The sequence below is a fragment of the Kribbella sp. NPDC002412 genome (genome assembly GCF_053592935.1).
Window position 1 is genome coordinate 168,051 of sequence record NZ_JBSFBL010000005.1, and the last position, 23,891, is coordinate 191,941.

General features: G+C 70.3%; 24 protein-coding genes. 12 read left to right on the top strand and 12 right to left on the bottom strand.

The annotated features are described in order from the left end of the window. The first annotated feature begins 61 nt into the window (after positions 1–61). Positions 62–1,003: a helix-turn-helix transcriptional regulator gene (locus ACWCOV_RS06215; protein ID WP_449828147.1), complete on the top strand. Its 942-nt coding sequence runs from the start codon at positions 62–64 to the stop codon at positions 1,001–1,003. Here ACWCOV_RS06215 and ACWCOV_RS06220 read toward each other — a convergent pair. Then, a complete protein-coding gene (locus tag ACWCOV_RS06220) occupies positions 1,000–1,434 on the bottom strand; it encodes an N-acetyltransferase family protein (protein WP_449828148.1) in 435 nt (144 codons plus the stop codon). The two genes, ACWCOV_RS06215 and ACWCOV_RS06220, sit on opposite strands and share 4 nt — an antisense overlap. 98 nt (positions 1,435–1,532) lie before the next feature. On the opposite strand from ACWCOV_RS06220, the gene ACWCOV_RS06225 reads away from it, so the two are divergent. After that, positions 1,533–2,366 (top strand): LppU/SCO3897 family protein, encoded by an 834-nt coding sequence (locus ACWCOV_RS06225; RefSeq protein WP_449828149.1) that lies wholly within the window; start codon positions 1,533–1,535, stop codon positions 2,364–2,366. Positions 2,367–2,385: 19 nt separating this feature from the next. On the opposite strand, the gene ACWCOV_RS06230 is transcribed toward ACWCOV_RS06225, so the two are convergent. Both ACWCOV_RS06230 and ACWCOV_RS06235 read right to left on the bottom strand, forming a co-directional pair. After that, positions 2,386–2,811, bottom strand: coding sequence for a nucleoside deaminase (locus ACWCOV_RS06230; protein ID WP_449828150.1), 426 nt, complete (start codon positions 2,809–2,811; stop codon positions 2,386–2,388). Then, a complete protein-coding gene (locus ACWCOV_RS06235) occupies positions 2,808–3,662 on the bottom strand; it encodes an LLM class flavin-dependent oxidoreductase (RefSeq protein ID WP_449828151.1) in 855 nt (284 codons plus the stop codon). The genes ACWCOV_RS06230 and ACWCOV_RS06235 overlap by 4 nt, the downstream gene beginning before the upstream one ends. Before the next feature lie 88 nt (positions 3,663–3,750). On the opposite strand from ACWCOV_RS06235, the gene ACWCOV_RS06240 reads away from it, so the two are divergent. Next, positions 3,751–4,218 (top strand): Lrp/AsnC family transcriptional regulator, encoded by a 468-nt coding sequence (locus ACWCOV_RS06240; protein WP_449828152.1) that lies wholly within the window; start codon positions 3,751–3,753, stop codon positions 4,216–4,218. A gap of 15 nt (positions 4,219–4,233) precedes the next feature. Next, positions 4,234–5,016 (top strand): SDR family oxidoreductase, encoded by a 783-nt coding sequence (locus ACWCOV_RS06245; protein ID WP_449828207.1) that lies wholly within the window; start codon positions 4,234–4,236, stop codon positions 5,014–5,016. Between the two features lie 10 nt (positions 5,017–5,026). On the opposite strand, the gene ACWCOV_RS06250 is transcribed toward ACWCOV_RS06245, so the two are convergent. Both ACWCOV_RS06250 and ACWCOV_RS06255 read right to left on the bottom strand, forming a co-directional pair. Beyond that, positions 5,027–5,461: an OsmC family protein gene (locus tag ACWCOV_RS06250; protein WP_449828153.1), complete on the bottom strand. Its 435-nt coding sequence runs from the start codon at positions 5,459–5,461 to the stop codon at positions 5,027–5,029. A 30-nt stretch (positions 5,462–5,491) separates the two neighbouring features. After that, on the bottom strand, positions 5,492–6,142 hold the full coding sequence (locus ACWCOV_RS06255) for an SDR family oxidoreductase (protein WP_449828154.1): 651 nt from the start codon (positions 6,140–6,142) through the stop codon (positions 5,492–5,494). Positions 6,143–6,184: 42 nt separating this feature from the next. On the opposite strand from ACWCOV_RS06255, the gene ACWCOV_RS06260 reads away from it, so the two are divergent. Then, positions 6,185–6,967: an alpha/beta fold hydrolase gene (locus tag ACWCOV_RS06260; RefSeq protein WP_449828155.1), complete on the top strand. Its 783-nt coding sequence runs from the start codon at positions 6,185–6,187 to the stop codon at positions 6,965–6,967. On the opposite strand, the gene ACWCOV_RS06265 is transcribed toward ACWCOV_RS06260, so the two are convergent. Next, a complete protein-coding gene (locus tag ACWCOV_RS06265) occupies positions 6,935–8,818 on the bottom strand; it encodes a propionyl-CoA synthetase (protein WP_449828156.1) in 1,884 nt (627 codons plus the stop codon). The genes ACWCOV_RS06260 and ACWCOV_RS06265 overlap by 33 nt on opposite strands. Positions 8,819–8,844: 26 nt before the next feature. Here ACWCOV_RS06265 and ACWCOV_RS06270 point away from each other — a divergent pair, with 26 nt between their 5' ends. Continuing rightward, complete coding sequence (locus ACWCOV_RS06270) at positions 8,845–9,765, top strand: threonine/serine dehydratase (protein WP_449828157.1); 921 nt, start codon at positions 8,845–8,847, stop codon at positions 9,763–9,765. Here the strand turns inward: ACWCOV_RS06270 and ACWCOV_RS06275 are convergent. Further along, positions 9,762–10,370 (bottom strand): rhomboid family intramembrane serine protease, encoded by a 609-nt coding sequence (locus ACWCOV_RS06275; RefSeq protein ID WP_449828158.1) that lies wholly within the window; start codon positions 10,368–10,370, stop codon positions 9,762–9,764. The two genes, ACWCOV_RS06270 and ACWCOV_RS06275, sit on opposite strands and share 4 nt — an antisense overlap. 107 nt (positions 10,371–10,477) lie before the next feature. Here ACWCOV_RS06275 and ACWCOV_RS06280 point away from each other — a divergent pair, with 107 nt between their 5' ends. Then, a complete protein-coding gene (locus tag ACWCOV_RS06280) occupies positions 10,478–11,677 on the top strand; it encodes a Cmx/CmrA family chloramphenicol efflux MFS transporter (protein ID WP_449828159.1) in 1,200 nt (399 codons plus the stop codon). Here the strand turns inward: ACWCOV_RS06280 and ACWCOV_RS06285 are convergent. Continuing rightward, on the bottom strand, positions 11,619–13,037 hold the full coding sequence (locus ACWCOV_RS06285) for an APC family permease (RefSeq protein WP_449828160.1): 1,419 nt from the start codon (positions 13,035–13,037) through the stop codon (positions 11,619–11,621). The two genes, ACWCOV_RS06280 and ACWCOV_RS06285, sit on opposite strands and share 59 nt — an antisense overlap. Before the next feature lie 114 nt (positions 13,038–13,151). On the opposite strand from ACWCOV_RS06285, the gene ACWCOV_RS06290 reads away from it, so the two are divergent. Both ACWCOV_RS06290 and ACWCOV_RS06295 read left to right on the top strand, forming a co-directional pair. Beyond that, positions 13,152–14,111, top strand: a complete 960-nt coding sequence (locus ACWCOV_RS06290; protein WP_449828208.1) for a DUF389 domain-containing protein — start codon at positions 13,152–13,154, stop codon at positions 14,109–14,111. Positions 14,112–14,300: 189 nt separating this feature from the next. Continuing rightward, complete coding sequence (locus ACWCOV_RS06295; protein WP_449828161.1) at positions 14,301–15,248, top strand: LuxR C-terminal-related transcriptional regulator; 948 nt, start codon at positions 14,301–14,303, stop codon at positions 15,246–15,248. Between the two features lies 1 nt (position 15,249). Here ACWCOV_RS06295 and ACWCOV_RS06300 read toward each other — a convergent pair whose 3' ends face one another. From ACWCOV_RS06300 to ACWCOV_RS06315, 4 genes are all read right to left on the bottom strand, one after another. After that, complete coding sequence (locus ACWCOV_RS06300; RefSeq protein ID WP_449828162.1) at positions 15,250–15,879, bottom strand: HNH endonuclease family protein; 630 nt, start codon at positions 15,877–15,879, stop codon at positions 15,250–15,252. 114 nt (positions 15,880–15,993) lie between these two features. Further along, the gene (locus tag ACWCOV_RS06305) at positions 15,994–16,809 is read right to left on the bottom strand and encodes an MBL fold metallo-hydrolase (RefSeq protein ID WP_449828163.1); all 816 of its coding nucleotides are present in this window, start codon (positions 16,807–16,809) and stop codon (positions 15,994–15,996) included. A gap of 81 nt (positions 16,810–16,890) precedes the next feature. Continuing rightward, on the bottom strand, positions 16,891–17,652 hold the full coding sequence (locus ACWCOV_RS06310; protein WP_449828164.1) for a YaaA family protein: 762 nt from the start codon (positions 17,650–17,652) through the stop codon (positions 16,891–16,893). Beyond that, positions 17,649–18,593, bottom strand: coding sequence for an aldo/keto reductase (locus ACWCOV_RS06315; RefSeq protein WP_449828165.1), 945 nt, complete (start codon positions 18,591–18,593; stop codon positions 17,649–17,651). The genes ACWCOV_RS06310 and ACWCOV_RS06315 overlap by 4 nt, the downstream gene beginning before the upstream one ends. Before the next feature lie 34 nt (positions 18,594–18,627). On the opposite strand from ACWCOV_RS06315, the gene pepN reads away from it, so the two are divergent. The 3 genes from pepN (at position 18,628) to ACWCOV_RS06330 (ending at position 23,739) form a co-directional block, all read left to right on the top strand. Then, positions 18,628–21,078 (top strand): aminopeptidase N, encoded by a 2,451-nt coding sequence (gene pepN / locus ACWCOV_RS06320; RefSeq protein ID WP_449828166.1) that lies wholly within the window; start codon positions 18,628–18,630, stop codon positions 21,076–21,078. 192 nt (positions 21,079–21,270) lie between these two features. Further along, a complete protein-coding gene (gene sepH, locus ACWCOV_RS06325) occupies positions 21,271–22,506 on the top strand; it encodes a septation protein SepH (RefSeq protein WP_449828167.1) in 1,236 nt (411 codons plus the stop codon). Between the two features lie 42 nt (positions 22,507–22,548). Beyond that, the gene (locus tag ACWCOV_RS06330) at positions 22,549–23,739 is read left to right on the top strand and encodes a tetratricopeptide repeat protein (protein ID WP_449828168.1); all 1,191 of its coding nucleotides are present in this window, start codon (positions 22,549–22,551) and stop codon (positions 23,737–23,739) included. The last annotated feature ends 152 nt before the right edge of the window (positions 23,740–23,891 follow it).

Sequence of the window (23,891 nt, forward strand, 5' to 3'; positions counted from 1 at the left end):
CACTGACAGTGGCTGGGATAAGTGCTCAGCAGCTGAGCGGTTTGTCTGCGAGCATGGTCGGGTGCGAGCGGATCGACTGGTGGCAGTGCTGCTGCTGATGCAGGCGCGCGGCCGGGTGACCGCGGCCGAGGTGGCCGAGGAGCTGGAGATCTCGGTCGCCACCGCGCGGCGCGATCTCGAGGCGCTGTCCACCGCGGGGATCCCGGTCTATCCACAGCCCGGACGCAACGGTGGCTGGCAGCTGATCGGCGGGGCGCGGACGGACCTCAGTGGACTGACCGCTCCCGAGGCGCAGGCGTTGTTCCTGCTGGTCGGGCCGGCTGCGTCGATCGCACCGGATGCGAAGGCTGCGCTGCGCAAGCTCGTGCGCGCACTCCCCCAGACGTTCCGCGAGCACGCCGAGGCGGCGGCCGAAGCGGTCGTGATCGATCCGGCGCGCTGGGGCGAGAACGTGAAGGAACGCCCGGAGCTGGTGCGGCAGTTGCAGGACGCCGTCGTACGGCGGAAGAAGGTGCGACTGGTCTACGCGAGCCGCGGCCGCGAGCCGTCCGAGCGCGTGGTCGATCCGCTCGGGCTCGTGGACAAGGACGACATCTGGTACCTGATCGCGTGGACACCGAAGGGGCAGCGGACGTTCCGGGTCGAGCGGGTCGTGTCGGCCGAGGTGACCGGTGAGCCGTTCGAGCGGCCGGCGGACTTCGACCTGTCCGCGGCGTGGAACGAGGTGGTCGAGCAGATGGAGGAACGGCGCTCCGGACTGACCGCGACCGTGCTGATGGAGGGACGCCACCTGTGGGTGATGCAGGACCGGCTCGGGCGGCACTGCGAGGTCGACGGGATGGACGGCGACCGCGTCCGGATCAAGGTGACCGCGCCGACGCCGCTGATGATCGCGCAGCACCTGGCCGGCTGGGGTGGTTCGATCGAGGTGCTCGATCCGCCGTCGGTGCAGGCCGAGCTGGCTCGGTTGGGGCGTGAGCTCGCCGATCGGTACAGCGGTTAGAGCGGGACGCCGTACAGGATGAAGCCGCGGTTCTCGGCGACCTGGTCGTAGAGGCGGCGGGCGGTCGCGTTCGACTCGTGGGTGGACCAGTAGACGCGGGCACAGCCCCGCTCTCGCGCCCAGTCGGTGACGGCCGCGATCAACGCGCGGGCGGCGCCCTGGCCGCGGGCCTCGGGCGCGGTGAAGAGGTCCTGCAGGTAGCAGGAGTCCGCCGCCGTCGTACTGGCGTGGGTGAGGAAGTGCGTGATGCCGGCCAGTCGCCCGTCGAGCCGGGCGCCGAGGGCGTGGATCTCGGTGTCCTGGCGGAATCTGGTCCAGGCCTGCTCGTAGAACTCGTCCGGCATCGTGCGGCCGTAGAACTCGTTGTACCCGGCAAACAACCGCTGCCAGGCCTGGCGGTCCGCGGGTTCCAGGGGGCCGATGGTGAGCATGGACGGCACCGTTTCACATTCGGGGCCCAGGTGGACCACTGGGGTGAGTAAAGTGCGGTGGTTCGTCTTGTTCCGTCATCGTCTTTCAGGAAGCGTCCGTGACCACATCCCCACCGCAGCCCCCGCAGAACCCGTACCCCAACCAGCCGGGTGGCTACGGTCCGCCGCCGGAGCAGTTCCCCCAGTACACCCAGGGCCCGCCGCAGCAGCCTCAGCAGTACCAGCAGGCGCCGCACCAGCAGACCTTCCCGCAGCAGGGGCAGCCGTTCCCCCAGCAGGGCCAGTTCCAGCAGCCCATGCAGCAGCCGGTGCCGCAGGGGGCGGTGCAGTGCCGGTTCTGTGGTGGGTTCCCCGCCGTGCAGGCGACCGTGCGCGGGCACCAGGGCATGATCGTGGTGATGCGGTTCCTGAAGCTGCAGGGACCGTTCTGCCGCACCTGCGGGATCGCGACCGTCCGCGACATGACCTCGAAGAGCCTGTGGCAGGGCTGGTGGGGTATCGGCTCGATGATCGTCAACCCGATCACGATGCTGATGAACCTCGAGCCGTGGTCGAAGTTCCGCAAGCTCCCCGAGCCGGCCCCCGGCGCCCCGGGCCGGCCGATGAACCCGGGCAAGCCGCTGCTGCAGCGCCCGGCGATCGCCATGCTGCTGCTCCCGATCGCGCTGATCGTCGCGATCGTCGCGATCAACCTGAGTATCACCACCGCGTCCGAGGCCACGGTCGGATCCTGCGTGGTGAACAAGGGCACCTCGACGACCCCGGACGTGGAGGTCGTCGACTGCGCGTCGTCCGAGGCGGAGTACAAGGTCGTCGGCAAGCTCGACGACACCGTCGACGACACGAAGTGCGAGCAGTTCCCCGGCTACGAGGCGGCGTACACCTCGGAGGTCGGCTCGCAGCGGTACACGCTCTGCCTCGGCCCGATCTGATCGACGCGTGGGTGCCGGTCTACGGGTAGTACCCCTCGACCGGCACCTTCGCCTCGTCGTACAGCGCCGGACCTTCCAGCGGTACGGCGGGGAAGCTGCCGCTGGTCTTGAGTCCGTTGAGCTGCTCACCCGACAACGCGTAGACCACCCGCCCCAGACCGGACCGGGCCAGCGCTCCCGAGCACATCTCGCACGGCTGGCAGCTGGTGTACATGGTCGTCCCCGCGGCCGTCTCCGGGTCCAGCTCCCGGGCCGCCCACACCGCCAGCTTCAGCTCCGGGTGGAAGCTGATGTCGCCGTCGGTGATGGTCGAGTTCTGCTGCTCGGCGAGCACCGTCCCGTCCGGGCCGACCAGCAGCGACCCGAACGGCGGGTTGCCGGATCGCCGGGCCGCCGCGGCCAGCTCGATCGCGCGGCGCAGGAAGCCTTCTGCTTCGGGGGTCACGTGTTCTCCTGTCGTCGGTGCGCGGCGATCGTCGCCAGCGCCTGCCAGGCCACTTCGGGCCGCTCGGTCTCGGCGGGATCGCCGATGAAGGGATCCAGTACGACGCTCCGCGCGCCGAGCTCCTGGAGTGCGTCGAGGTCGGCCAGCACTTGGTCGAGCGAGCCCTCACCGGCGACACGTTCGTCCTCGGGCAGCGGTGACGGGGTCAGCCGGAGCAGGATCCGGGGCGCGAACTCCGGTACTGGGCGCGCTTCCTCGGCGGCGATCGCTCGCAGCCGATCCAGTGCATCGCGCATCCAGTCGAGCCGTTCCCGCAGCGGGTGCCAGGCGTCGCCGTACCGGACCGCGCGACGCAGGCCCGGAGTGCTGCGACCGCCGACCCAGATCGGGATCGAGCCGCCGCCGTAGTCCTTCTCGTTCTCCCAGGCCCGGCGGATGTCGACCAGGGTCTGGTCGGTCACCCGGCCGCGTGCTTCGAAGTCCGCACCGAGCGCCTCGAACTCCTGCCGGGCCCAGCCGACGCCGACGCCCAGGACGAGCCGGCCGCCGCTCAACTGGTCCAGGTTCGCCGCCATCCTTGCCACCAGCAACGGGTGCCGGTACGGCGCGATCAGCACCGTGGTGCCGAGCCGGACCCGCTCGGTGACGCCGGCCAGCCAGCTCAGCGTGGTGAACGGGTCGAAGAACGGCGCCGGGTACTGCTCCGCGACGTCGGGCGTGATCGCCACGTGGTCGGAGACCATCAGCAGGTCGTAGCCGAGGCCTTCGACCGTGCGGGCCCAGGCGCGCAGCCGGGCCGGGTTCGTGCCGGGGCCGAAGTTGGGGACGTTCACACCGAGTTCCACGCCCATCAGGCTAGCCAGCCGAAGGCCCGGTTTTGAAGAGAATCCTCCCGGCGTACGGCGGGTTGCGCCGGGGAATCGCCGGTATATTCGCGGTATGACCGAGAGTCTCGATCCGACCGACTGGGCCATCCTGGCCGAGCTGCAGAACGACGCCCGGATCTCGCTCACCGAGCTCGGCCGCCGGGTGAACCTGAGCGCCTCGGCGACCACCGAACGCGTCCGCCGGCTGGAGTCGGCCGGCATCATCACCGCGTACCGCGCCGAGGTGGACCTGACGAAGGTCGGCTACCCGGTGCTGGCCGTCGTCCGGCTGAAGTACCCCGGCAACAAGCACGAGCCGCTGCATCGGCTGCTGAAGGAGCGTCACGAGATCCTCGAGTGCCTGCGGACCACCGGCGAGGACTGCTACACCCTCAAGGTCGCCGCCGCCTCGATGCCGCACCTCGAAGAGCTCGTCAACGAGCTCACCGACTTCGGCAGCACCACCACCAACCTCGTCTACTCCCAGACCCTCCCCCTCCGCGGCCCGCAGCAGACGCCGGAGTCGCAGGTTTCCCCGTAGGCTGAGCGGGTGAGGGTGCTCGTCACTGGGGCCGCTGGGCTACTGGGTGGCGAGATCGCGCGGGTGGCTGAGCACGAAGTGGTACCGGCATACTACCGACAGCCAGTGCCGGGTGGGGTCCGGATGGATGTCCGGGACCGGGGTGAGGTCGAGGACGTCATCCGCAAGGTCCGGCCGGACGGCATCATCCACGCCGCGTTCCTGCAGTCGGACTGGGTGACGACCGCGCACGGTCCGGCGAACGTCGCCCTCGCCGCCCGCGGCACTCGACTCGTCTTCGTCTCCACGGACGTGGTCTTCGGCGGCGGCGACCAGCCGTACGACGAGGACGCGAGCCCTTGCCCGGTCACGCCGTACGGCGCAGCGAAAGCCGCGGCCGAGACGGTCGTCCGAGCGATCGACCCGGCCGCCGTCATCGCCCGGACCTCGCTGATCATCGGGTACGACGGGACGTCGTCGACCGAGCAGCTCGTGCACGCGCTGGCGGCCGGCGGACCGGGTGCCTTGTACACCGGCAACATCCGCTGCCCGGTGCACGTGACCGACCTGGCGACCGCGCTGCTCGAGCTCCTGGAGTCCGACGTCCAGGGCCCGGCGCACGTGGCCGGGCCCCAGGCCGTCAACCGCCTAGAGCTCGGCCGGATGATCGCGACCCGCGACGGCCTCGACCCGCAGTCGCTGCCCTTCACCCCCGGTCCACCGTCGGACGTCCGGCTGGCCGGCGAGCGCACGCAGAAGCTGCTCACCACCCGGCTGCGGCCGGTCAGTGAGTTCCTGGCCCTAGACCGTCCCGCCTAGACCGTCCCGCCTAGACCGTCTCGTCGACCGTCGTGGTGACCGGCGTCCCGAGCTCGACCGTGCGGCTGACCGTGCAGAGCCGGTCGTGCGACATCTTCACCGCACGCGGCAGCGCCTCCCGCGCCTTGTCGCCCTCCTCGCCCTCGGGGAAGCGGATGGTGAGCTCGACCGCTAGGTTCTCCATCCGGTTGCCCTCCTCGGGGTCGCGGACCTTGTCACCGCGGACGACCGCGGTGAACTCGGTCGGTTCGGCCCGGCGGCTGACCACGATGTCGACGTCAATCGCCGAGCAGGTGCCGATCGCCGCGAGCAGCAGCTCGACCGGGGTGAAGTCGGTGTCCTCGCCGCCCGACCCGACCCGGATGGTGCCGCCGCGGGCGTTGCGGACCTCGTAGCTGCTGTTGGCCAGGCGCTCGAAGTGCACCTGCCGGAGAGTGTCGCCCATAACCGTCACATTCTGTTGCTTGTGGCAACGTCAGAGGTTCTTCAGTGCCTCGGCCGCCGGGGTCTGGCCGGCGACGAGCTCGAGGGTCCGGCCGATCGCGGCCGGGGTGTCGCAGAGGCCGGCCAGCACCAGCGCCACGTCGTCGCGGCTGATCCGGCCGTTGCCGGTCTTGTCCTCGAGCCGGACCAGGCCGGTGCCGGGGTCGTCGGTGAGACTGCCCGGGCGCAGGATGGTCCAGTCGAGGTCGCGCCGCCGCAGGTCCTGCTCGGCGGCCCACTTGGCCTTCAGGTAGATGGTGAACACCTCGTCGTCGGTCAGCGAGTCGGCCCGGTCGGCGCCCATCGAGCCGACCTGGATGTGGCGCCGTACGCCGGCCTGCTCGGCGGCGTCCGCGAACAGCGCCGCGGCCGCGCGGTCGACGGTGTCCTTGCGCGCCTTCCCGCTGCCCGGCCCCGCGCCGGCGGCGAAGATCGCCACGTCGGCACCAGCCAGCACCTCGGCGACCGCCTCGGCGTCGACCTGCTCGAGATCCAGCACGGCGGCTTGCCCACCCGCGGCGGCGATGTCGGCCTCATGATCCGGGTTGCGGACCAGCCCGACCATCTCGTGCCCGTCGCCGGCCAGCAGCTTGGTCAGCCGCAGCGCGATCTGCCCGTGTCCACCCGCAATCACCACTCGCATACCCCGAGCCTAACTCGCGCCCGAATCAGGCAGACTTCTCCCGTGCCGCACGCAACAACCACCGACGGCCAACGGATCGCCTACCAGGTCCGGGGCACCGGGCAACCGCTCGTGCTGCTGGCCGGCCAGTCCAACAACCACACCTGGTGGGACCCGGTCCGCGCCGACTTCGAAGCGTCGTACCGAACCATCACCATCGACTGGCGCGGCACCGGTGACAGCGACAAGCCGGACGAGGTCTACGGCACGCCCGGGTTCGCCGAGGATGTCATCGCCGTACTGGACGATCTCGGGCTGGTCGCGGTGCACCTCTATGGCACCTCGATGGGTGGGCGGGTTGCGCAGTGGGTCGCCATCAACCATCCCGACCGGGTGAAGGGTCTCGTCCTCGGGTGCACTTCGCCGGGTGCGGCGCATGGGTACGAGCGGAGCCAGGAGATCCGCCGCGCGCTGGCCGACCCCGAGAAGAGCGAGCGGGTGCTGCTCGAGCTGATGTACACGCCGGAGTGGCTGGCGGCGAATCCGGGCCCGCATCCGGTACTCGGAGACACGAGCATGCCGTCGTACGCGAAGTCTCGGCACCTCGTCGCGAGCAACAGGCACGACGCGTGGGACGGTCTACCGAGCATTACTGCGCCGACGCTCATCGTGCACGGGACCGATGACGTCTTCAGCCCGGCGGCCAACGCGCAACTGCTGGCCGGCCGCATCCCGCATGCGCATGCCGAGCTGATCGAGGGCGCCCGGCACGCGTACTTCCACGAGTTCCATGACGTCGCCGGGCCGGCGGTCCTACGGTTTCTGGCTGCGCAGGATCGGGCGTAGGGCCTCGAGGACGGCGGGGTCCTCGATCGTCGACGGGATCGGCTCGTCGCGGCCGTCGGCGATCCCGCGCATGGTCTTGCGGAGGATCTTCCCTGACCGGGTCTTTGGCAGCGCATCCACCACTGACACGTCCCGGAACGCGGCCACCGGCCCGATGTCCCGCCGTACCGCGGCCACCAGCTCCTCCCGCAGGACCTCTTCGGGCACGTCCGCTCCGGCCTTGAGTACGACGAGGCCGCGTGGGAGCTGGCCCTTCAACGCGTCCTGCACCCCGATCACCGCGCACTCGGCGACGGCAGGGTGCGCGGCCAGCACGGCTTCCATGCTGCCGGTCGACAACCGGTGCCCGGCGACGTTGATGACGTCGTCGGTGCGGCCCATCACGAAGATGTAGCCGTCGTCGTCGAGGTAGCCGGAGTCGCCGGTGAGGTAGTAGCCGTCGTACCGGCTCAGGTAGTTGTCGATGTAGCGCTGGTCGTCACCCCACAGCGTCGGCAACGCGCCCGGTGGCAGCGGCAGCTTGATCGCGATCGCGCCCTCCTGGCCCGCCGGCAGCTGGTCGCCGGCGGCGTCGAGGATCTGCAGGTTCCAGCCGGGCATCGGGACGGTTGCCGAGCCGGGTTTGGTCGGCAACGGTTCGAGGCCGCGCGGGTTGGCGGCGATCGGCCAGCCGGTCTCGGTCTGCCACCAGTGATCCACCACCGGTACGCCGAGGTGATCGTGCGCCCAGTGGTAGGTCTCCGGATCCAGTCGCTCGCCGGCGAGGAACAGCGTCCGGAAGCCCTGCAGGTCGTACTTCCTCAGCTCGAGCGCCTCCGGGTCGACCCGCTTGATCGCGCGGAACGCGGTCGGTGCGGTGAACAGGGCCTTCGCGCCGTGCTCGGAGATGACTCGCCAGAACGCCCCGGCATCCGGGGTACCGACCGGTTTCCCCTCGTAGAGCACGGTCGTGGCGCCGACCAGCAGCGGTGCGTAGACGATGTAGGAGTGGCCGACGACCCAGCCGACGTCGGAGGCCGTCCACCACACGTCGCCCGGTCCGATGTCGTAGACCGCGCGCATCGACCAGGACAGCGCGACGGCATGCCCGCCGTTGTCGCGGACCACGCCCTTCGGCTTCCCCGTCGTACCTGAGGTGTAGAGGATGTAGAGCGGATCGGTCGCCGCGACCGGAACGGGGTCGGCGGCCTCGGCACCGGCGGTGAGCTCGGACCAATCCAGGTCGCGGTCGCCGAGCTTCGCGAGCGCGGCCTCGCGCTGGAGCACGATCGTGTGCTCCGGCTGGTGCCGGGTGAGCTCGAGGGCGGCGTCGATGATCGGCTTGTACTCGACGACGCGGGCCGGCTCGATGCCGCAGGACGCGGCGACGATCACCTTCGGCTGCGCGTCGTCGATCCGGGCCGCGAGCTCCTTCGGGGCGAAGCCGCCGAACACGACCGAGTGGATCGCGCCGAGCCGCGCGCAGGCGAGCATCGCGACGGCGGCTTCCGGAACCATCGGCATGTAGACGATCACCCGGTCGCCCTTCCCGACCCCGAGCGACCTGAGCGCCCCGGCGAAGACGGCAACCTCGTCGCGCAGCTGCTGATACGTCAGGGTCCGCTTGGTCGCGGTGATCGGCGAGTCGTAGATCAGTGCGGTCCGGTCGCCGTGGCCGGCGTCGAGGTGCCGGTCGAGCGCGTTGTACGCCGTGTTGAGCTCACCGTCGGGGAACCAGCGGTAGAGCGGTGCGTCGACCGCGTCGAGCGCCCGGGACGGTGGCCGGGTCCAACTGATCGCGCCGGCCGCTTCCAGCCAGAACGCTTCCGGATCGTCGAGACTGCGCCGGTGGCTTTCCTCATACGCGCCCATGTCCCTCATCGTGGCAGGGTTGGCGCATGACGGTAAGTGTCGAGGATGTCCGTGCGGCGGCGCAGCGGCTCGCCGGGCGGGTACGCCGTACGCCGGTGATCGAGGTCGCGCCGGGCCTGACCTTCAAGCTGGAGTTGCTGCAGCACACCGGCTCGTTCAAGCCACGCGGCGCGTTCAACCGGCTGCTGACCGCCAAGGAGAATGGCGACCTCACCGGGAAGGGCCTGGTCGCGGCCTCCGGAGGCAACGCCGGCCTCGCGGCCGCTTACGCAGCGCGTGAGCTCGGGATCCCCGCGCGGATCTTCGTCCCGGCCACCACGCCCGCGGCGAAGGTCGCCAAGCTGCACACCCTGCAGGCCGAGGTCATTCAGGTCGGAAGCGAGTACGCCGAGGCCTACCAGGCGGCCCTCGAAGCACGAGACGAGTCGGGCGCGCTGCTGCTGCACGCCTACGACCAGCCGGAGGTCGTCGCCGGCCAAGGCACGATCGGGCTGGAACTGCTCGACCAGGTCGGCGGGTTCGACACCGTGCTGGTCGCGGTCGGCGGCGGCGGGCTGATCGCGGGAATCGCCACAGCACTGGGAGACCGGGCTCGCGTCATCGGGGTCGAGCCGGAACTCGCGCCGACCTTCCACCGCGCGCTCGAAGCCGGCGAGCCGGTCGACGTTCGGGTCGGCGGGGTCGCGGTCGACTCACTGGGTGGCCGACGGCTCGGCGACCTGGCCTTCGCAGCGGCTACGCAGTACGAGCTCGCCTCGCTGCTCGTCGACGACCACGCGATCGTTGCCGCTCGCAATGAGCTCTGGCGGGACCATCGCCTCGTGGTCGAGCACGGCGCTGCCGTCGCGTACGCAGCCCTCACGTCGGGGAGTTACCGGCCCGCAGCCGGCGAGCGGGTCGTGGTCATCGTCTGCGGGGCCAACACCGACCCCGCAACCCTCGGCTAGACGGTGCGTTTGGGCCGGTCGTCGGCGAGAATCCAGGCGGCCAGGACGCCGGCGATCGCGCCGAACAGGTGGCCCTGCCAGGAGATGCCGTCCTGCGGCAGCAGGCCGCCGAGCAGCGCACTCCCCCAGACCAGCACGACCAGCACACCGACCAGCACCTGGCTGAGCCGGCGGTTGAAGATCCCCCGCGCGATCAGGTACGCCGCGAACCCGAAGACCAGCCCACTCGCGCCGATCGTGATCGTGTTCGGCGGTGACACCAGCCAGGTGCCGAACCCGCCGATGACGGTGACGATCGCGGTGACCGCGAACAGCCGGATCGCGCCGCTGATCGCGATCAGCGCGCCGAGCGTCACCAGCGGCAGCGTGTTCGAGATCAGGTGGCCGAAGCCGAGGTGCAGGAACGGCGCGGTCACGACACCGAGCAGTCCCTCGGCATCGCGCGAGATGATCCCGTACTGATCGAGCGCGCCGTTCATCGCGGTGTCGACGATCTCGCTCAGCCACATCAGCCCGACCAGCAGCACGAGCAACTTCAGGCCGCCGCCGATCCGGGCCGTGTCGACACTCCGGCCCGTCCTCTTCGCGGGTGTCTGGAAGCTCATGACTCAACGATGCCGTATCCACCCAAGTCTCAGTCCGTGGCAGGCGCGGCGACAGCGGACGGTGATCTTTGCGATACTCCGGGTTGCCGTCGAGGTGGGGGAACGCGATGCCGGTAGCCGTCTACGTCCTTGGCCTGAGCATCTTCGCGCAGGGCACGTCGGAGTTGATGCTCGCCGGACTGCTGCCTGAGCTGTCAGCAGACCTGGACATCTCCATCCCCCAGGCTGGCCTCCTCATCTCCGCCTTCGCCATCGGCATGCTGATCGGCGCCCCGGTCCTCGCCGTCGTGACGCTCACCTGGTCCCGCCGTACGGCGCTCGTGCTCTTCCTGGCTGTGTTCGCGCTGACGCATGTCGCCGGTGCGCTCACCCCGAACTACAACGTACTGCTCGCCACCCGGATCGTCGGCGCCTTCGTCTACGCCGGCTTCTGGTCGGTCGCGGCCGTCACGGTGGTCGCGCTCGTCCCGGCCAACACGCGCGCCCGGGCGATGAGCATCGTCACCGGCGGCCTCACCATCGCCGCGATCGTCGGACTCCCGGCCGGCACGGTCATGGGCCAGCACCTCGGCTGGCGTACGGCGTTCTGGACCGTCGCCGGCCTGTGTGTCCTCGCGATGGCCGGCGTGCTCGCCACGATCCCGGCCGGACGACCCACCGCTGAACAGACCCCGCGACTCCGCAACGAGGTCCGCGCGCTCGCCAACTCCCGGCTGTGGCTGGCGTTCGGTACGACAGCACTCGTGACGACGAGCATCCTGGTGGTGTTCAGCTACCTCGCTCCCCTGCTGATCCAGACCACCGGACTGCCTCCGGGAGCCGTGCCCGCCGTCCTCGCCCTCTACGGCCTGGGCTCGTTCATCGGCATCACGCTCGGCGGCCGGACCGCGGACGCGCTGCCCTTCCACACCCTGTACACCGGCATCGCCGGCCTCAGTGTCCTGTCCGCGCTCCTCGCGCTCACCGCGACCAGTCCCGTCGTCGCGATCCCGGTCATCGTGCTGCTCGGCGGCTTCGGCTTCGCGACCAACCCGGCGCTCAACGCCCGCGTCTTCAGCCTGTCCGGCGACGCCCCCACGCTGGCGACCGCGACCAACTTCTCCGCGTTCAACGTCGGAATCACCGCAGGGCCGTGGCTCGGCGGCCTGGCGATCACCGCCGGCGCGGGCTACGCCGCACTCGGCTGGATCGCCGTGGCCACCGGGCTCACGGCCCTGGGCACCGTCGTGGTGGCAGCGTTGCTGCCGGTCAGTTCACCGGACCACTCGGGTCGATATGGCTCGGGTCGAACTCGGCGTGCCGCTTGAACACGTACTTGTTCAGCAGCCAGGTGAGCGCCCACAGCCCGACACCGATCAGCATCAGCCAGCCGGCGATCTTGTAGTCGGCCGAGGCCCGCCCGGACAACGGGCTGGCCAGGTAAACGCACAGGATGGCTCCCAGCACCGGCAGCACGGTCGGCGCGTGGAAGTGCTTGTGCTCGACCGTGTCTTTGCGCAGCACCAGGACGGCGACGTTCACGATCGCGAACACGCACAGCAGCAGGAACGCCGTCGTCCCACCGAGCGCGGCCAGGTCGGCGTACCCGATCAGGAAGAACGCCAGCAGCGTGGTGAACAGGATCGCCACGTACGGCGTCCGGCGCCGGTTCAGCACCCGGCCGAGCGGGCCGGGCAGCACCTGCTCGTGCGCCATGCCGTAGAGCAGCCGGCTCGCCATCAGCATGTTGATCAGCGCCGAGTTGGCGACCGCGAACATGGTGATCCACGCGAACACCTCGAGCGGGAAGCCCGGGGCGCCGGCCGAGACCACCTTCAGCAGCGGCGTCGAGCCCTGGTTCAGGTCGTCGGGCGACACCAGGGTGACCGCCGAGATCGCGACCAGGACGTAGATGACACCGGTGATGCACAGGCCGGTCAGCATGATCTTCGGGAAGATCCGGACCGGGTCCTTGGTCTCCTCGGCCATGTTCACCGAGTCCTCGAAGCCGACCATCGCGAAGAACGCCAGCGCGGTCGCCGCGGTGACCGATCCGAAGGCCGTCTCACCGGACGGGGTGTTGAAGTCGGTCAGCCGGGACGTGTCGCCGTCGCCACTGCCGATCGCCCAGGCGCCGATCGCGATCACGATCAGCAGACCGGACAGTTCGACGCAGGTCAGCACGACGTTCGCCTTCACGCTCTCGCCGACGCCGCGCAGGTTCACCAGCGCGATCAGCGCCATGAAGGTCAGCGAGGTGATCATCAGCAGCGAGCCGCGCTCGGGGTCGATGTCGGCGGCGGAGAAGAAGTTCGCCGCGAACGCCTTCGACGCGCTCGACGCCGAGGTGAGGCCGGAGCACATCACCGCGAAGGTGAGCAGGAAGGTGAGGAAGTGGATCCCGAACGCCTTGTGCGTGTAGACCGCGGCGCCACCGGCACGCGGGTACTTGGTGACGAGCTCCAGGTAGCTGGTCGCGGTCAGCAGGGCCACGATGAACGCGCACAGGAACGGCAGCCAGACCGCTCCGCCGACCTCGCCGGCCACCTTGCCGGTCAGTGCGTAGACGCCGGTGCCGAGGATGTCCCCGACCACGAACAGCAGCAGCAGGCCCGGGCCCATGACCCGTTTCAGCTCAGGGCGTTCACCGGCCTTGGGTGCTGCGGCCGCCCCAGCACTATCACTCATCGTGCCTCCCTGGATTCGGTGCGTCAGTGGACCACATCCGGGGGTGCATACGCAGGGCCGGCGCTCAGGCCGTGACCGGAAGGTGACCGGCGGCCTGGGAGCATATGGCCCGTGATGCACCTTCGTCTCATCGTCCCACCGGATCGCAGCGAGCGCGTCCTGGACACGCTCGTCGACGATCCGCGGGTGACCAGCATCGTCCGGCTGCCCGGCGCCGCGCAGCGCCCGGCCGGTGACGTGATCGAGTGCGACGTCACCCGCGAGGCGACCTCGAACATCCTCAGCTGGCTCAAGCAGCAGGGCCTGTACGACGATGGGTCGGTCGCGGTGGCCGTGGTCGACGCGGCCCCGTCGCGGAACGCGCGGCAGACGGAGAAGGCCGCGCCGGGCGCCCCGGACGACGCGGTGATCTGGGACGCGGTCGTCGACCAGGCCTACAACGAGGCCAAGGGTTCCTGGGTGTACTTCGCGTTCCTGACCCTGGCCACGATGATCGCGGCCGTTGCCGTGGTCACCGATTCGTCGATCCTGGTCGTCGGCGCCATGGTGGTCGGCCCGGAGTTCGCCGTGGTCGCCGCCGTGGCAGTCGGGCTGGCACTGCGCGACGCCCAGCTCACCTGGCGGGCGACGTTGCTGCTGGCCTGGGGATTCCTGGTGGCGATCGCGCTCACCACGCTGGCGGCGTTGCTGGCCCGGGCGGTGGGCTGGATCGACGTCACCGACGTGACCGGCGCGCGGCCGTTGACCGGGTTCATCTGGCGACCCGACAAGTGGTCGGCGGTGGTCGCCGTACTGGCCGGGTGTGCGGGCGTGCTGTCGCAGACGGCCGGGCGGTCGAACGCGCTCGTCGGCGTGTTCATCTCGGTGACCACTGTGCCGGCTGCCGGCGACCTCGCGCTGTCGATCGCCCTGTGGGCGCCGCACCACATCGGTGGCGCGGCCGCGCAGCTCGGGATCAACCTGGTCGGGATGACGGCGGCCGGAGTGGTGACGCTGCTGCTGCAACGCGCGATCTGGCGGGCCTACCTGCGGATGAAGAGCCGGAAAGGCGCGGGCGCGCGCGTTGAGGCTTGACCGGGCGTCCCCTGTCCGGTCCGCGCGCGCCCTGCTCAGCTAGTCGTACCCCATTCCGGGGTCGGTCGCACCACAGATTTCGCTGACGTATGTCGGACATGGCGCGAAGTCGCCAATCAGGTGAAAACGAATCCACAGCATCCGGGAGACGAGATAGCCTGTCCGGGATCCGGTCGCGCGGGAGGGATGATGCTGGAGTCGCTGGGGGTGGAGCCGGCGGACGAGGAGGCCTATCGGGCCCTGCTGGCGGCGCCGGGATGTGAGCTGACCGAGTTCGTCAAACGGCTCGACCGGGACGAGAAGGACGTCGTCGCGACGGTCGAGCGGCTCGAGGCGGCCGGGTTGCTGACGGCCACCGCCGACGATCCGCCCCGGCTGCTGCCGACCCGGCCGGACGTGGCCGTCGACGCGCTCGTCGCCGTACGGCGTGCGGAGCTGGACCGGGTGCGCGCCGAGGCTCGCGTGTTGCTGTCGGAGCTGCGGGCGCAGGAGCAGCACCGGCCGGAGAACCTGGTCGAGGTGATCGTCGGGCAAGAGGCGATCGCGGCCCGGTTCGCGCAGTTGCTGAACGGGACGCGGGAGCAGTTGCTCGTGCTCGACCGGCCGCCGTACGCGTCCCGGCCGGGTGAGTCCGATCCGCGGGTCCGCGGGCTGCTCAGTGACGGGGTCGTTGTCCGAGGCATCTACTCCCCCGACTCCCTCGACGTCCCGGGTGGGGTGGACGAGGCGTACAGCGCGGCCGACGCCGGGGAGACGTCTCGGGTGCATCCGCAGGTCCCGATGAAGCTGGCCGTCTTCGACCGCAAGATCGCGCTGCTGCCGTTGTCGGTCGACCAGTTGGTCGACACGGCGCTCGTCGTACATCCGTGCGCGCTGCTGGACGCGTTGATCGAGATGTTCACGCTGCTGTGGGACCAGGCGGTGCCAGTGGTGCCGCCGGCGACGACGGATCCGCTCGACGCGCGGCTGATGACGTTGCTCGCCGCCGGGTTCAAGGACGACGCGATCGCGCGGCAGCTCGGGCTGAGCAGCCGCACGGTCGGCCGGCGGGTCGCCGAGCTGATGGAGACGCTGGGTGCGCGGACCAGGTTCCAGGCCGGGATCCACGCCCAGCGCCGCCATCTGCTCGAGGACTGAGTCAGCAGGTGCCGAGCATCTGCTGCAGTGCGGTCTTCTCCGCGGACTGCAGCGAGAGACCGTAGGTGTGCTTCACCCAGATCCACTCCCGCGCGTAGATGCAGTGCACCGAGGTGTTCGGCGGCTTCCAGGCCGATGGGTCCCGGTCGCCCTTCGAGCGGTTGCTGGACGCGGACACCGCGATCAGCTGGGCGATGGTGAGGTCGTTGGCGAACTGCTGCCGGCGCGACGTGCTCCACGTGTTGGCGCCGGACTTCCATGCCTCGGCCAGCGGCACGATGTGGTCGATGTCAACGGACGAGTCGTCGGTCACCCAGGTGGCGTCGTACACGCTGTACCACCGGCCGGCGGTCGGCTCGCACTGGCTGTCGACCGTGACCCCGGAGCCGTCACGCTTGAGCACCTGGTCGCGGGTGTCGCAGGTCCCGGACTGGGTGATCCAGTGCGGGAACAGGTCCCGGCTGTAGCCGCTCGTCGAGCCTTCGGCCTTGACGGTGAGACCGGCCAGCTGCGTGGCCGCCGTACTGGCCGACGGCGGGGTCGGTGGGTAGGCGAGCGCCGGTCCGGCGCCCAGGGTCCATGCCGTCACCGCGGCGACGGCAGTCATGACGAAGGTGGTGAAGCGTCGCATCAGTCAGGCCTCCGAAGGGTCGGGCGGGTCCCCCCTGACGTGCTGCCCTCAGCCTTCCCCGATCACGCGCGGTAAGAAACCACTCACTGATGAAACGGTGGTGAACGGACTCGCTCAGGCTGGTGCTGATGCCGCCGGCTCGAAGCTGGCAAGCATCTCCTCCAGGGCCTGCTGGTCCGGCCCGACGAACGCGTCGGCCTGCGGCGCCGTCTCGAGCAGGTCCAGGAAGTCGGTCGTGTGTCTCGGTGCCGGAGGCAAGTGACTGCTGAGGATGACCTCCGGATCCATCTCCCGCAGCGGTTGGACGGTACGGCGGAACGCGTCCTGGTCGACGTTGTGCACCCACGGACTGTCGAGCGTCGCCCACAGCAACTGTCCGCCGCGCAGCGCGTCCGGCGGAGCATCGCTGACGTCACCGCAGTCGGCGAGCTCGGACGTCGGCATCGGCGCACCGAAGCAGTCGGAGCTGAAGCACGCCCGCGAGCGGTCGTCGTAGAAGCCGACCGTCGCCGGGCTGTCGAACAGCGGCGGCCGGAAGGCGGTCAGTGTGCGGTCGGTCATCGCCAGCGACTGGCCTGGGTTCAGCAGGTAGAGCCGGTCCATCGGCAGCGGCCGCTCGGTACTCATGATCCCGGCGCCGATGAAGGTCGTGATCAGCCGCGCCTGTGGCGCCGCCTCCAGCAGGTCGAACAGCGAACCGGTGTGGTCCCGGTCCGGGTGGGTCAGGAAGATCCACCGCACGTCCTGCGGATCGACCACCGTGCCGAGGGCGTCCATGAAGCCCCGGTCCGGCAGGCTCAACCCGGTGTCGACCACCAGCGGTTCGGCCCCCAGCAGGACGAAGGCGTTGATGGGCAGGAAGCCGATGCCGGGCACCGGCAACTGGTCACTCAGCACGCTGATCTCAGCGCCGACACGGTTGATACGCATGATGACTCCCCCTTTGGACCCCTCCTCCTGGGAGCGTCCGCCGCGGTCCACGCCATGTCAATATCAACTGAAACGGACTGGTCAGTCCCTTTCTACGACGGTGAGGGCCCAGCCTGCGGCCGTGCGGTCGAGCTCTGCGTTCCAGCGCTCGCTCACCAGCTTGTGCAGGGCCTTCGGTGTGCCGGGGTCCTTGCCGGACTCGAGCAGGTGCCGGGCGACGAGGCCGCGGGTGTGCTTCGCGTTGTGCGAGACGACCGACCGGACGCCGTCGCGTTCGCGGACGACGTTCACCGCGACCCACTTCGCGGCCTGGTCACCAGAGGGTCGCCAGGCAGCCACATAGGTGGACGAGCGGCAGTCCACGATCACCCCGTCGGCCTCTGCCAGTGCGGTGGCCAGCGGGTCGCGCCACACCGACGCCAGCGGTCCGAGGCCGGGCAGCGCCGTACCCATGGACAGCCGGTACGGCGGCACGCGGTCAGCCATCCGCAGTGCGCCCCACGCGGCTGACACGACGAGCAGCCGGTTGCCAGCCCGCCGCTTGCTGCCGGCGGACAACGTCGCGTAGCCGAGTGCGTCGTACAGGACCCCGGAGTACAGCTCCGAGACCGGTACGGCGGGCTCGGTCCGCCACCGGGTGTTCCGGTCCACCTCGTGCTGAAGCGATGCGCCGACACCGAGGACGTCGTACGCGTCGGACGAAGCGGAGACCTTCGCCAGCGTCTCGAGGACCTGCTCGCGAACGGGATTGAGCTCCGGGAAGGACAGTGACGCGTGGTCGACGGCACGGCCGCGGCTCCGCCCGGTCTTGCCCTCGGAGGGCGGCAGCAGGATGAGGGTCACGTCAGCTCGTCCAGGGCAGCCAGGTCGGCGGCGGTCGGGTCCCAGAGCCCGGCGGCGACGTTCTGCTCGATCTGCTCCGGTGTGGTCGCGCCGGCGATCACCGAGGCGACCGCGGGCTGGGCCGCGAGGCCGCCGATGGCGACGTCGATCATGGTCAGGTCGCGCTCGGCCGCGAAGGTCTCGAGCGCCTCGATCTTGTCGAAGTCCGCCCGCGCCAGGCGCTCCGGCTGGGTCGCCAGCCGGCTTCCCTCGGGCGCTGCCTCGCCGCGCTTGTACTTGCCGGTGAGCAGGCCGGACGCGAGCGGGAAGAACGGCAGGATGCCGATGCCGAGGTGCTCGCAGGCCGGGGCCAGCTCGTCCTCGACGTCGCGCTCAAGCAGGGAGTACTGGTTCTGCGCGCTGATGAAGTGCTCCAGGCCGGCGGACTTCGCGACCCAGTCGGCGTCGACCACCTGCCAGGCCGCGAACTGCGAGCTGCCGATGTACCGGACCTTGCCCTCGGCAACCAGTTCGGAGAGCGCCGCGAGGGTCTCCTCGATCGGGGTGACCGGATCCGGGAAGTGCAGCTGGTAGAGGTCGATCCAGTCCGTGCCGAGCCGCTGCAGGCTCGACTCGACCGCCTTGCGGATGTACCGGCGGGAGCCGCGGACACCCCAGTCCGGCCCGTTCACGCCCTGCATGTCGCCGCCGAACTTGGTCGCGACCACGACCTCGTCGCGGCGGCTGCCGAGCGCCTTGCCGAGCAGCTCCTCGCTGTAGCCGTGCTCACCGTGGTAGATGTCCGCGGTGTCGAACAGCGTGATCCCCGCGTCCACCGCGGCGTTCACGACCGCGTCCGTCCGGGTCGCGTCCAGCCGCCGCCCGAAGTTGTTGCAGCCCAGTCCCACCACACTGACCGTGAGGCCGGAGTCACCCAGCTGCCGGTACTCCATCTGCGTCATGTGCTCAGCGTAGTAACCGCATAGAGTTGCCGGCATGCCGAGTCTCACCGTCGCCGGCGCCCGTACCCGGGCCGCCGCACTCTCCGTCCACTCGTACGACGTCGACCTCGACCTGACCCAGGGCGAGCGCACGTTCGGATCGACCACCACGATCAGCTTCGCCGCCACCAGCACGACGACGTGGCTGGACGTGAAACCGGACCAGCTCGTCTCGGTGACCCTGAACGGGACGGCGGTCGACGTGGCCGGACTGACCGACGGCCGGCTCGAGCTGACCGGCCTGCAGCCGGAGAACGAGCTCGTCGTGGTGGCCTCGATGCTGTACTCCCACGACGGTGAGGGGCTGCACCGCGCGGTCGACGCCGCCGACGGACTCGCCTACACCTACGCGATGTCGTTCCTGGACGCCGCGCCCCGGATCTTCGCGTGCTTCGACCAGCCCGACCTCAAGGCGCCGTACCGGATGAAGGTCACCGCGCCGGCCGACTGGCTGGTGCTCGGGAACGGCGCGGCCACCCAGGTCTCCCCCGGTCGCTGGGAGCTGGCCGAGACGCCGCCGCTGTCGACGTACTTCGTCACCGTGGTGGCCGGGCCGTACCACCAGCTCACCGACGCCCACGACGGGATCCCGCTCAGCGTGGTCGCCCGGCAGTCGCTCAAGGAGGCGCTGGAGCGGGAGGCCGAGGACATCTTCACCGTCACCAAGCAGTCCTTCGACGAGTACCACCGGATGTTCGGCTACCGGTACCCGTTCGGCGAGTACCACCAGGCCTTCGTGCCGGAGTTCAACGCCGGCGCGATGGAGAACCCGGGCTGCGTGACCTTCCGCGACCAGATGGTGTTCCGCTCGGCCGTGACCGACGGCGAGCGCAGCAACCGGGCCCGGACCATCGTGCACGAGATGGCGCACCAGTGGTTCGGCGACATCGTCACGATGGAGTGGTGGAACGACCTCTGGCTGAACGAGTCGTTCGCCGAGTACATGGCGCACCGGGTCTCGACCGACGCGACCCAGTACACCGACAACTGGATCGACTTCGCGTTCATCCGGAAGTGGTGGGGCCTGCAGGCCGACCAGCGGTCGTCCACGCACCCGGTCGCGGCCGACCCGGTCAAGGACGCGCTCGCCTCGCTCGACGACTTCGACGGCATCTCCTACGCCAAGGGCGCCGCGGTCCTCAAGCAGCTGGCCGCTTACCTCGGTGACGACGTCTTCCTGGCCGGTGTCGGCGCGCACATCCGGTCGAACGAGTTCGCCAACGCGACCTTCGCGGACCTGGTCGCCAAGTGGACCGAGGCCGGCGCGACCGACCTGGACACCTGGGCCCGCAGCTGGCTGCGCACCCCCGGCCTCGACACGATCAGCGCCGCGCGCACCGAGTCGGGCATCGTGCTGCGCCGCGTCGCGCCGACCGAGTTCCCGGCCGAGCGCCCGCACAAGCTGACGGTCGGCGGGTACGACGCCGACGGCCGGGGTACGGCGGTCGCCGTACTGCTCGACGCGGACGAGGTGGAGGTCGCGCTCGACCCGTCGGTCGCGGTCGTGATCCCGGACGCCGGCGACGACACCTGGGCCAAGATCCGGCTCGACGCGGACAGCCTGGCGAACCTGCCGGCGGTGCTGCCGAGGATCGACGACGGCGTGACCCGGGCCGTCGTGCTGAACAGCATCCGGGACGCGGTCGCCGACGCGGAGCTCGACCCGAAGCTCGGGTTCGACGTCCTGGTCGGGATGCTGCCGCACGAGACCAGTGACATCGCGGTGTCCACGATGGTCGGCTGGGCCAATACCCACCTGCTCGGCATCTACCTGCCCTACGAGCCGTACCGCGGCCGGCTGGCCGAGGCTCTCGCGGCGCGGCTCCGGACGGTCCCGGCCGGGAGCAGCCTGCAACTGTCGGTGGCCCGCGGCTACGTGCGGTTCACCGAGGAGGTCGACGTACTCAAGGGCTGGCTCGTCGGCGAGGGGGTGCCGGAGGGGCTCGCGATGGACGCCGACCTACGGTGGACCGTCCTGCTCCAGCTCGCCCGGCTCGGTGCGGTCGGCACGGCCGAGATCGACGCCGAGCTCGAGCGCGACACGTCGTCCGAGGGCGTCGTGCACGCGACCCGCTGCCGGGCCGCGCTGCCGACCGCCGAAGCCAAGGAACAGGCCTGGGCGCTGATCACGACCGACGCCGACGTCGCGAACTACGAGCTGTACGCCGCGTGCGAGGGCTTCTGGCATCCCGGCCAGGTCGAGCTGACGGCGCCGTACGTGGACCGGTTCTTCGCCGAGATCGGCGGCACCGAGAAGCTGCGGTCCGGCTGGGTGGTCGCGCAGAGCGCGAAGCTCGCGTTCCCTCGCTACGCCGTCTCGCAGCAGGTCGTGGCGCGGGCGTCGGACCTGGTCGCGGACGAGTCGGTGGCGGCCGGTATCCGGCGGTCCGTCGGCGACGGGGTCGACGATCTGACCCGCGCTCTGGCGGTCCGTTCGGCCTTCTAGAGCCGGCAGCAAGTCGCGGTCACACCGTGTTGTGACTAATGTGACTGGTGTGATCACAAGGACCCTTGTGAGCAGGCAAGATGTGATTTCGTGACGTAACCTCCACAATGACCGCGCGGCACGGCGCGCCGGTCTTGGTCAGGCAGCACGTCCCGGGAGAGACTGTCGAGAACCGCACAGGAGAACAAGGCAATGCGCGAGGCGAGGCTCGTCGGTCTGAGCCAGGATGGCAAGCAGCTCATCCTGGCGATGGCAGAGACGGGTGAGGAGTTCGCCATCCCGGTCGACGACCGGTTGCGTGCGGCCCTGCGCGGCGACCGTGCCCGACTCGGCCAGCTGGAGATTCAAATGGAGAGCGCGCTGCGCCCACGAGACATCCAGGCTCGTATCCGCGCCGGCGAAAGTCCCGAGGCGGTCGCTGCGGTCGCCCAGATGCCGATGGAACGCGTGATGGCGTTCGCCGGCCCGGTCCTGGCCGAGCGGGACCACATCGCGAGTCTCGCGCAGCGCGCGTCCGTGCGGCGCCGCGGCGGCGCCGACGCCCCGGCCCGCAACCTGGGCGCGTGGGTGACCGAGCGGCTGCGCACCCGGCAGGTCGACCCGGCGTCGGCCGAGTGGGACGCGTGGCGGCGCGACGACGGCCGCTGGGCGGTCCGTGTCTCGTACTTCGTCGAGAGCGCCGACGAGGCCGAGCAGAAGGACGAGAAGACCGCGATGTTCGCGTACGACGCCCCGGGGCGGTACGCGGTCCCGGACGACGACGAGGCCCGCTGGCTGGTCGGCGAGCAGGCGCAGGTGCTGGCGCCGCCCGTGCAGCCGCAGCCCGGTGAGCGCCGGCTCTCGGCGGTCGCCGACATCGACCTGTCCGTCGCCCCCGACCACGGCGCCGACAGCTACGAGGCCGGCTTCGAGGACACTGTCAGCCTGCCCCGTAGAAACCACCCGGTTTCCCGCGAGCCCGTGCGCGAGCGCGAAGGCTTCGGATCCCGCGAGCCGAGCCGGGACAACGGTCCCCGCCGGGTGCACTCGGTCCCGGACCCGGACACCGAGCCGACGCTGATCGACGTACCGATCGAACAGCCGCCGGCCCTGCGGCCTGCCGTCCGTGCGGTCGAGCGCCCGACGCAACTCCCCGTCGAAGCCACGTCCATGGCTCCGCCCGAGGAGCGTGCCGCCGCGCCGGAGAACCCGTTCACCGAGCGCCGCACCCCAGCCCCGGCCGAAGACCGCGAGCGCGCCCCGGTCGTCGAGGAGCCCACTCCTCCGCCGGCAGAGCCCAAGCCGGAAGCCACCCCCGAGCCCGCTGCCACTGCCTCCGCGGAAGAGGAAACCCCTGCCGAGCCCAAGAAGAAGCCGGCCCGCCGCAACAACAAGCGCGCCAGCGTCCCCAGCTGGGACGAAATCATGTTCGGCAAGAAAGCCGACTGATTCACCCGGCCTGAACCCCGCGGACCGGTAGGTTCCCGCTCCGTGGCGACTGGTCTCGAGGAGGCGGCGCGAGCCGCCGCGGTGTTGGCGGTGCGGCAGGATCCGGGCGCGCGGGAGGCGGTCGACAGGTGCTGGGCCCCACTCCAGGAAGTGCAGCCGGATGGCCAGCGCAGTGCGTTGCTGGTGGGCTGGGCCTACCTGGCCCTGGATGATCCGGCGTCGGCCTGGGAGTGCTTCCGGGCGGCGGTGGCCTACGGCACCGAACCGGAGGTGACCGGGCGGTCGTCGTTGCTCGCGGGCCTGGTGTCGATCCGGTACGGCGAGACGTCGGCCGGGGTGGCGGCGTGGCACCGGGCCTCGGACTACGTGACCGCCGTACTCGACGAGGTCGACTTCACCGGTGACCTCACCACACAGCTCACCGACGAACTGATCTGGCCGGAGTCGCGGGACCTTCGGCAAGGCGAGCCGGTCCTGCCGCGGTTGCTGTCCGGCTTCGGTGTCGAGGTGAGGTCCCGGGTGGCGTTGGGGCTCTACGCGTTGCATTTCTCGGTGCAGCATCATGAGCCTGCCGCGCGGGCAGCGAGGCAAGTCGTGGCGCTCGGGCACTTCGCCGCGCCCGGCTGGCTGTCGCTGGCGGAGGTGCTGGTGTCCGCCGGCGACAAGACCGCCGCGGCCGATGCCTGCCGACGGGCCGTTGAGACGGCGACCGCCGGGCAACAGCCCACGTCCGCGATCCTCGGATTCGCCGACGGACCCGTCGCCGACGTACCAACGCAGGCCAAGACGCTCCTCGGCGTCCTGCAACGCGACGCCGGACAGGTCAACGACTCGCTGGCCACGCTGACTGACGCCGCACGGGACGACGACCCCGAGGCAGTCTTCGCCCTGGCCCAGAGCCACATCCAGGCGGGCGACTACACAGCAGCCCGCACAACCTTCCTCCGCGCCGCCGACCGCGAGAGCTCCCGGCGCGAGGACGTGCTCTTCAACCTCGGCCTGCTGGCGAAGGACCGCCGCGACCTCCCGGACGCCACCCGCTGGTTCGGCCAGTACGTCGACGCCGGCTACGTCGGCGCTCCACTGGCTGCGGCCCACCTCGGCGAGCTCGCCTACTGGCTGGGCGAGAAGGAGCAGTCACTCCGCTGGTACGCCTACACCCTGGCCAACACCGAGGTCCCCGAACTGGTCGACGAGGCCAAGCAACGCACCGCGGAACTGCAGGCTGGTTGACACATCACGGACAGTCGTCCCAGATCGCGGACGGTGTTTGGCATCGGACCGGGCCTCTGCCATCATCTTCGGCATGCAGATGCTGTGTTGTTGCTGTTGTCGCTGACGCGCGCCGTCTCCGGCGCACGAGGCCCTGTCCTTTCCGAGGCCCG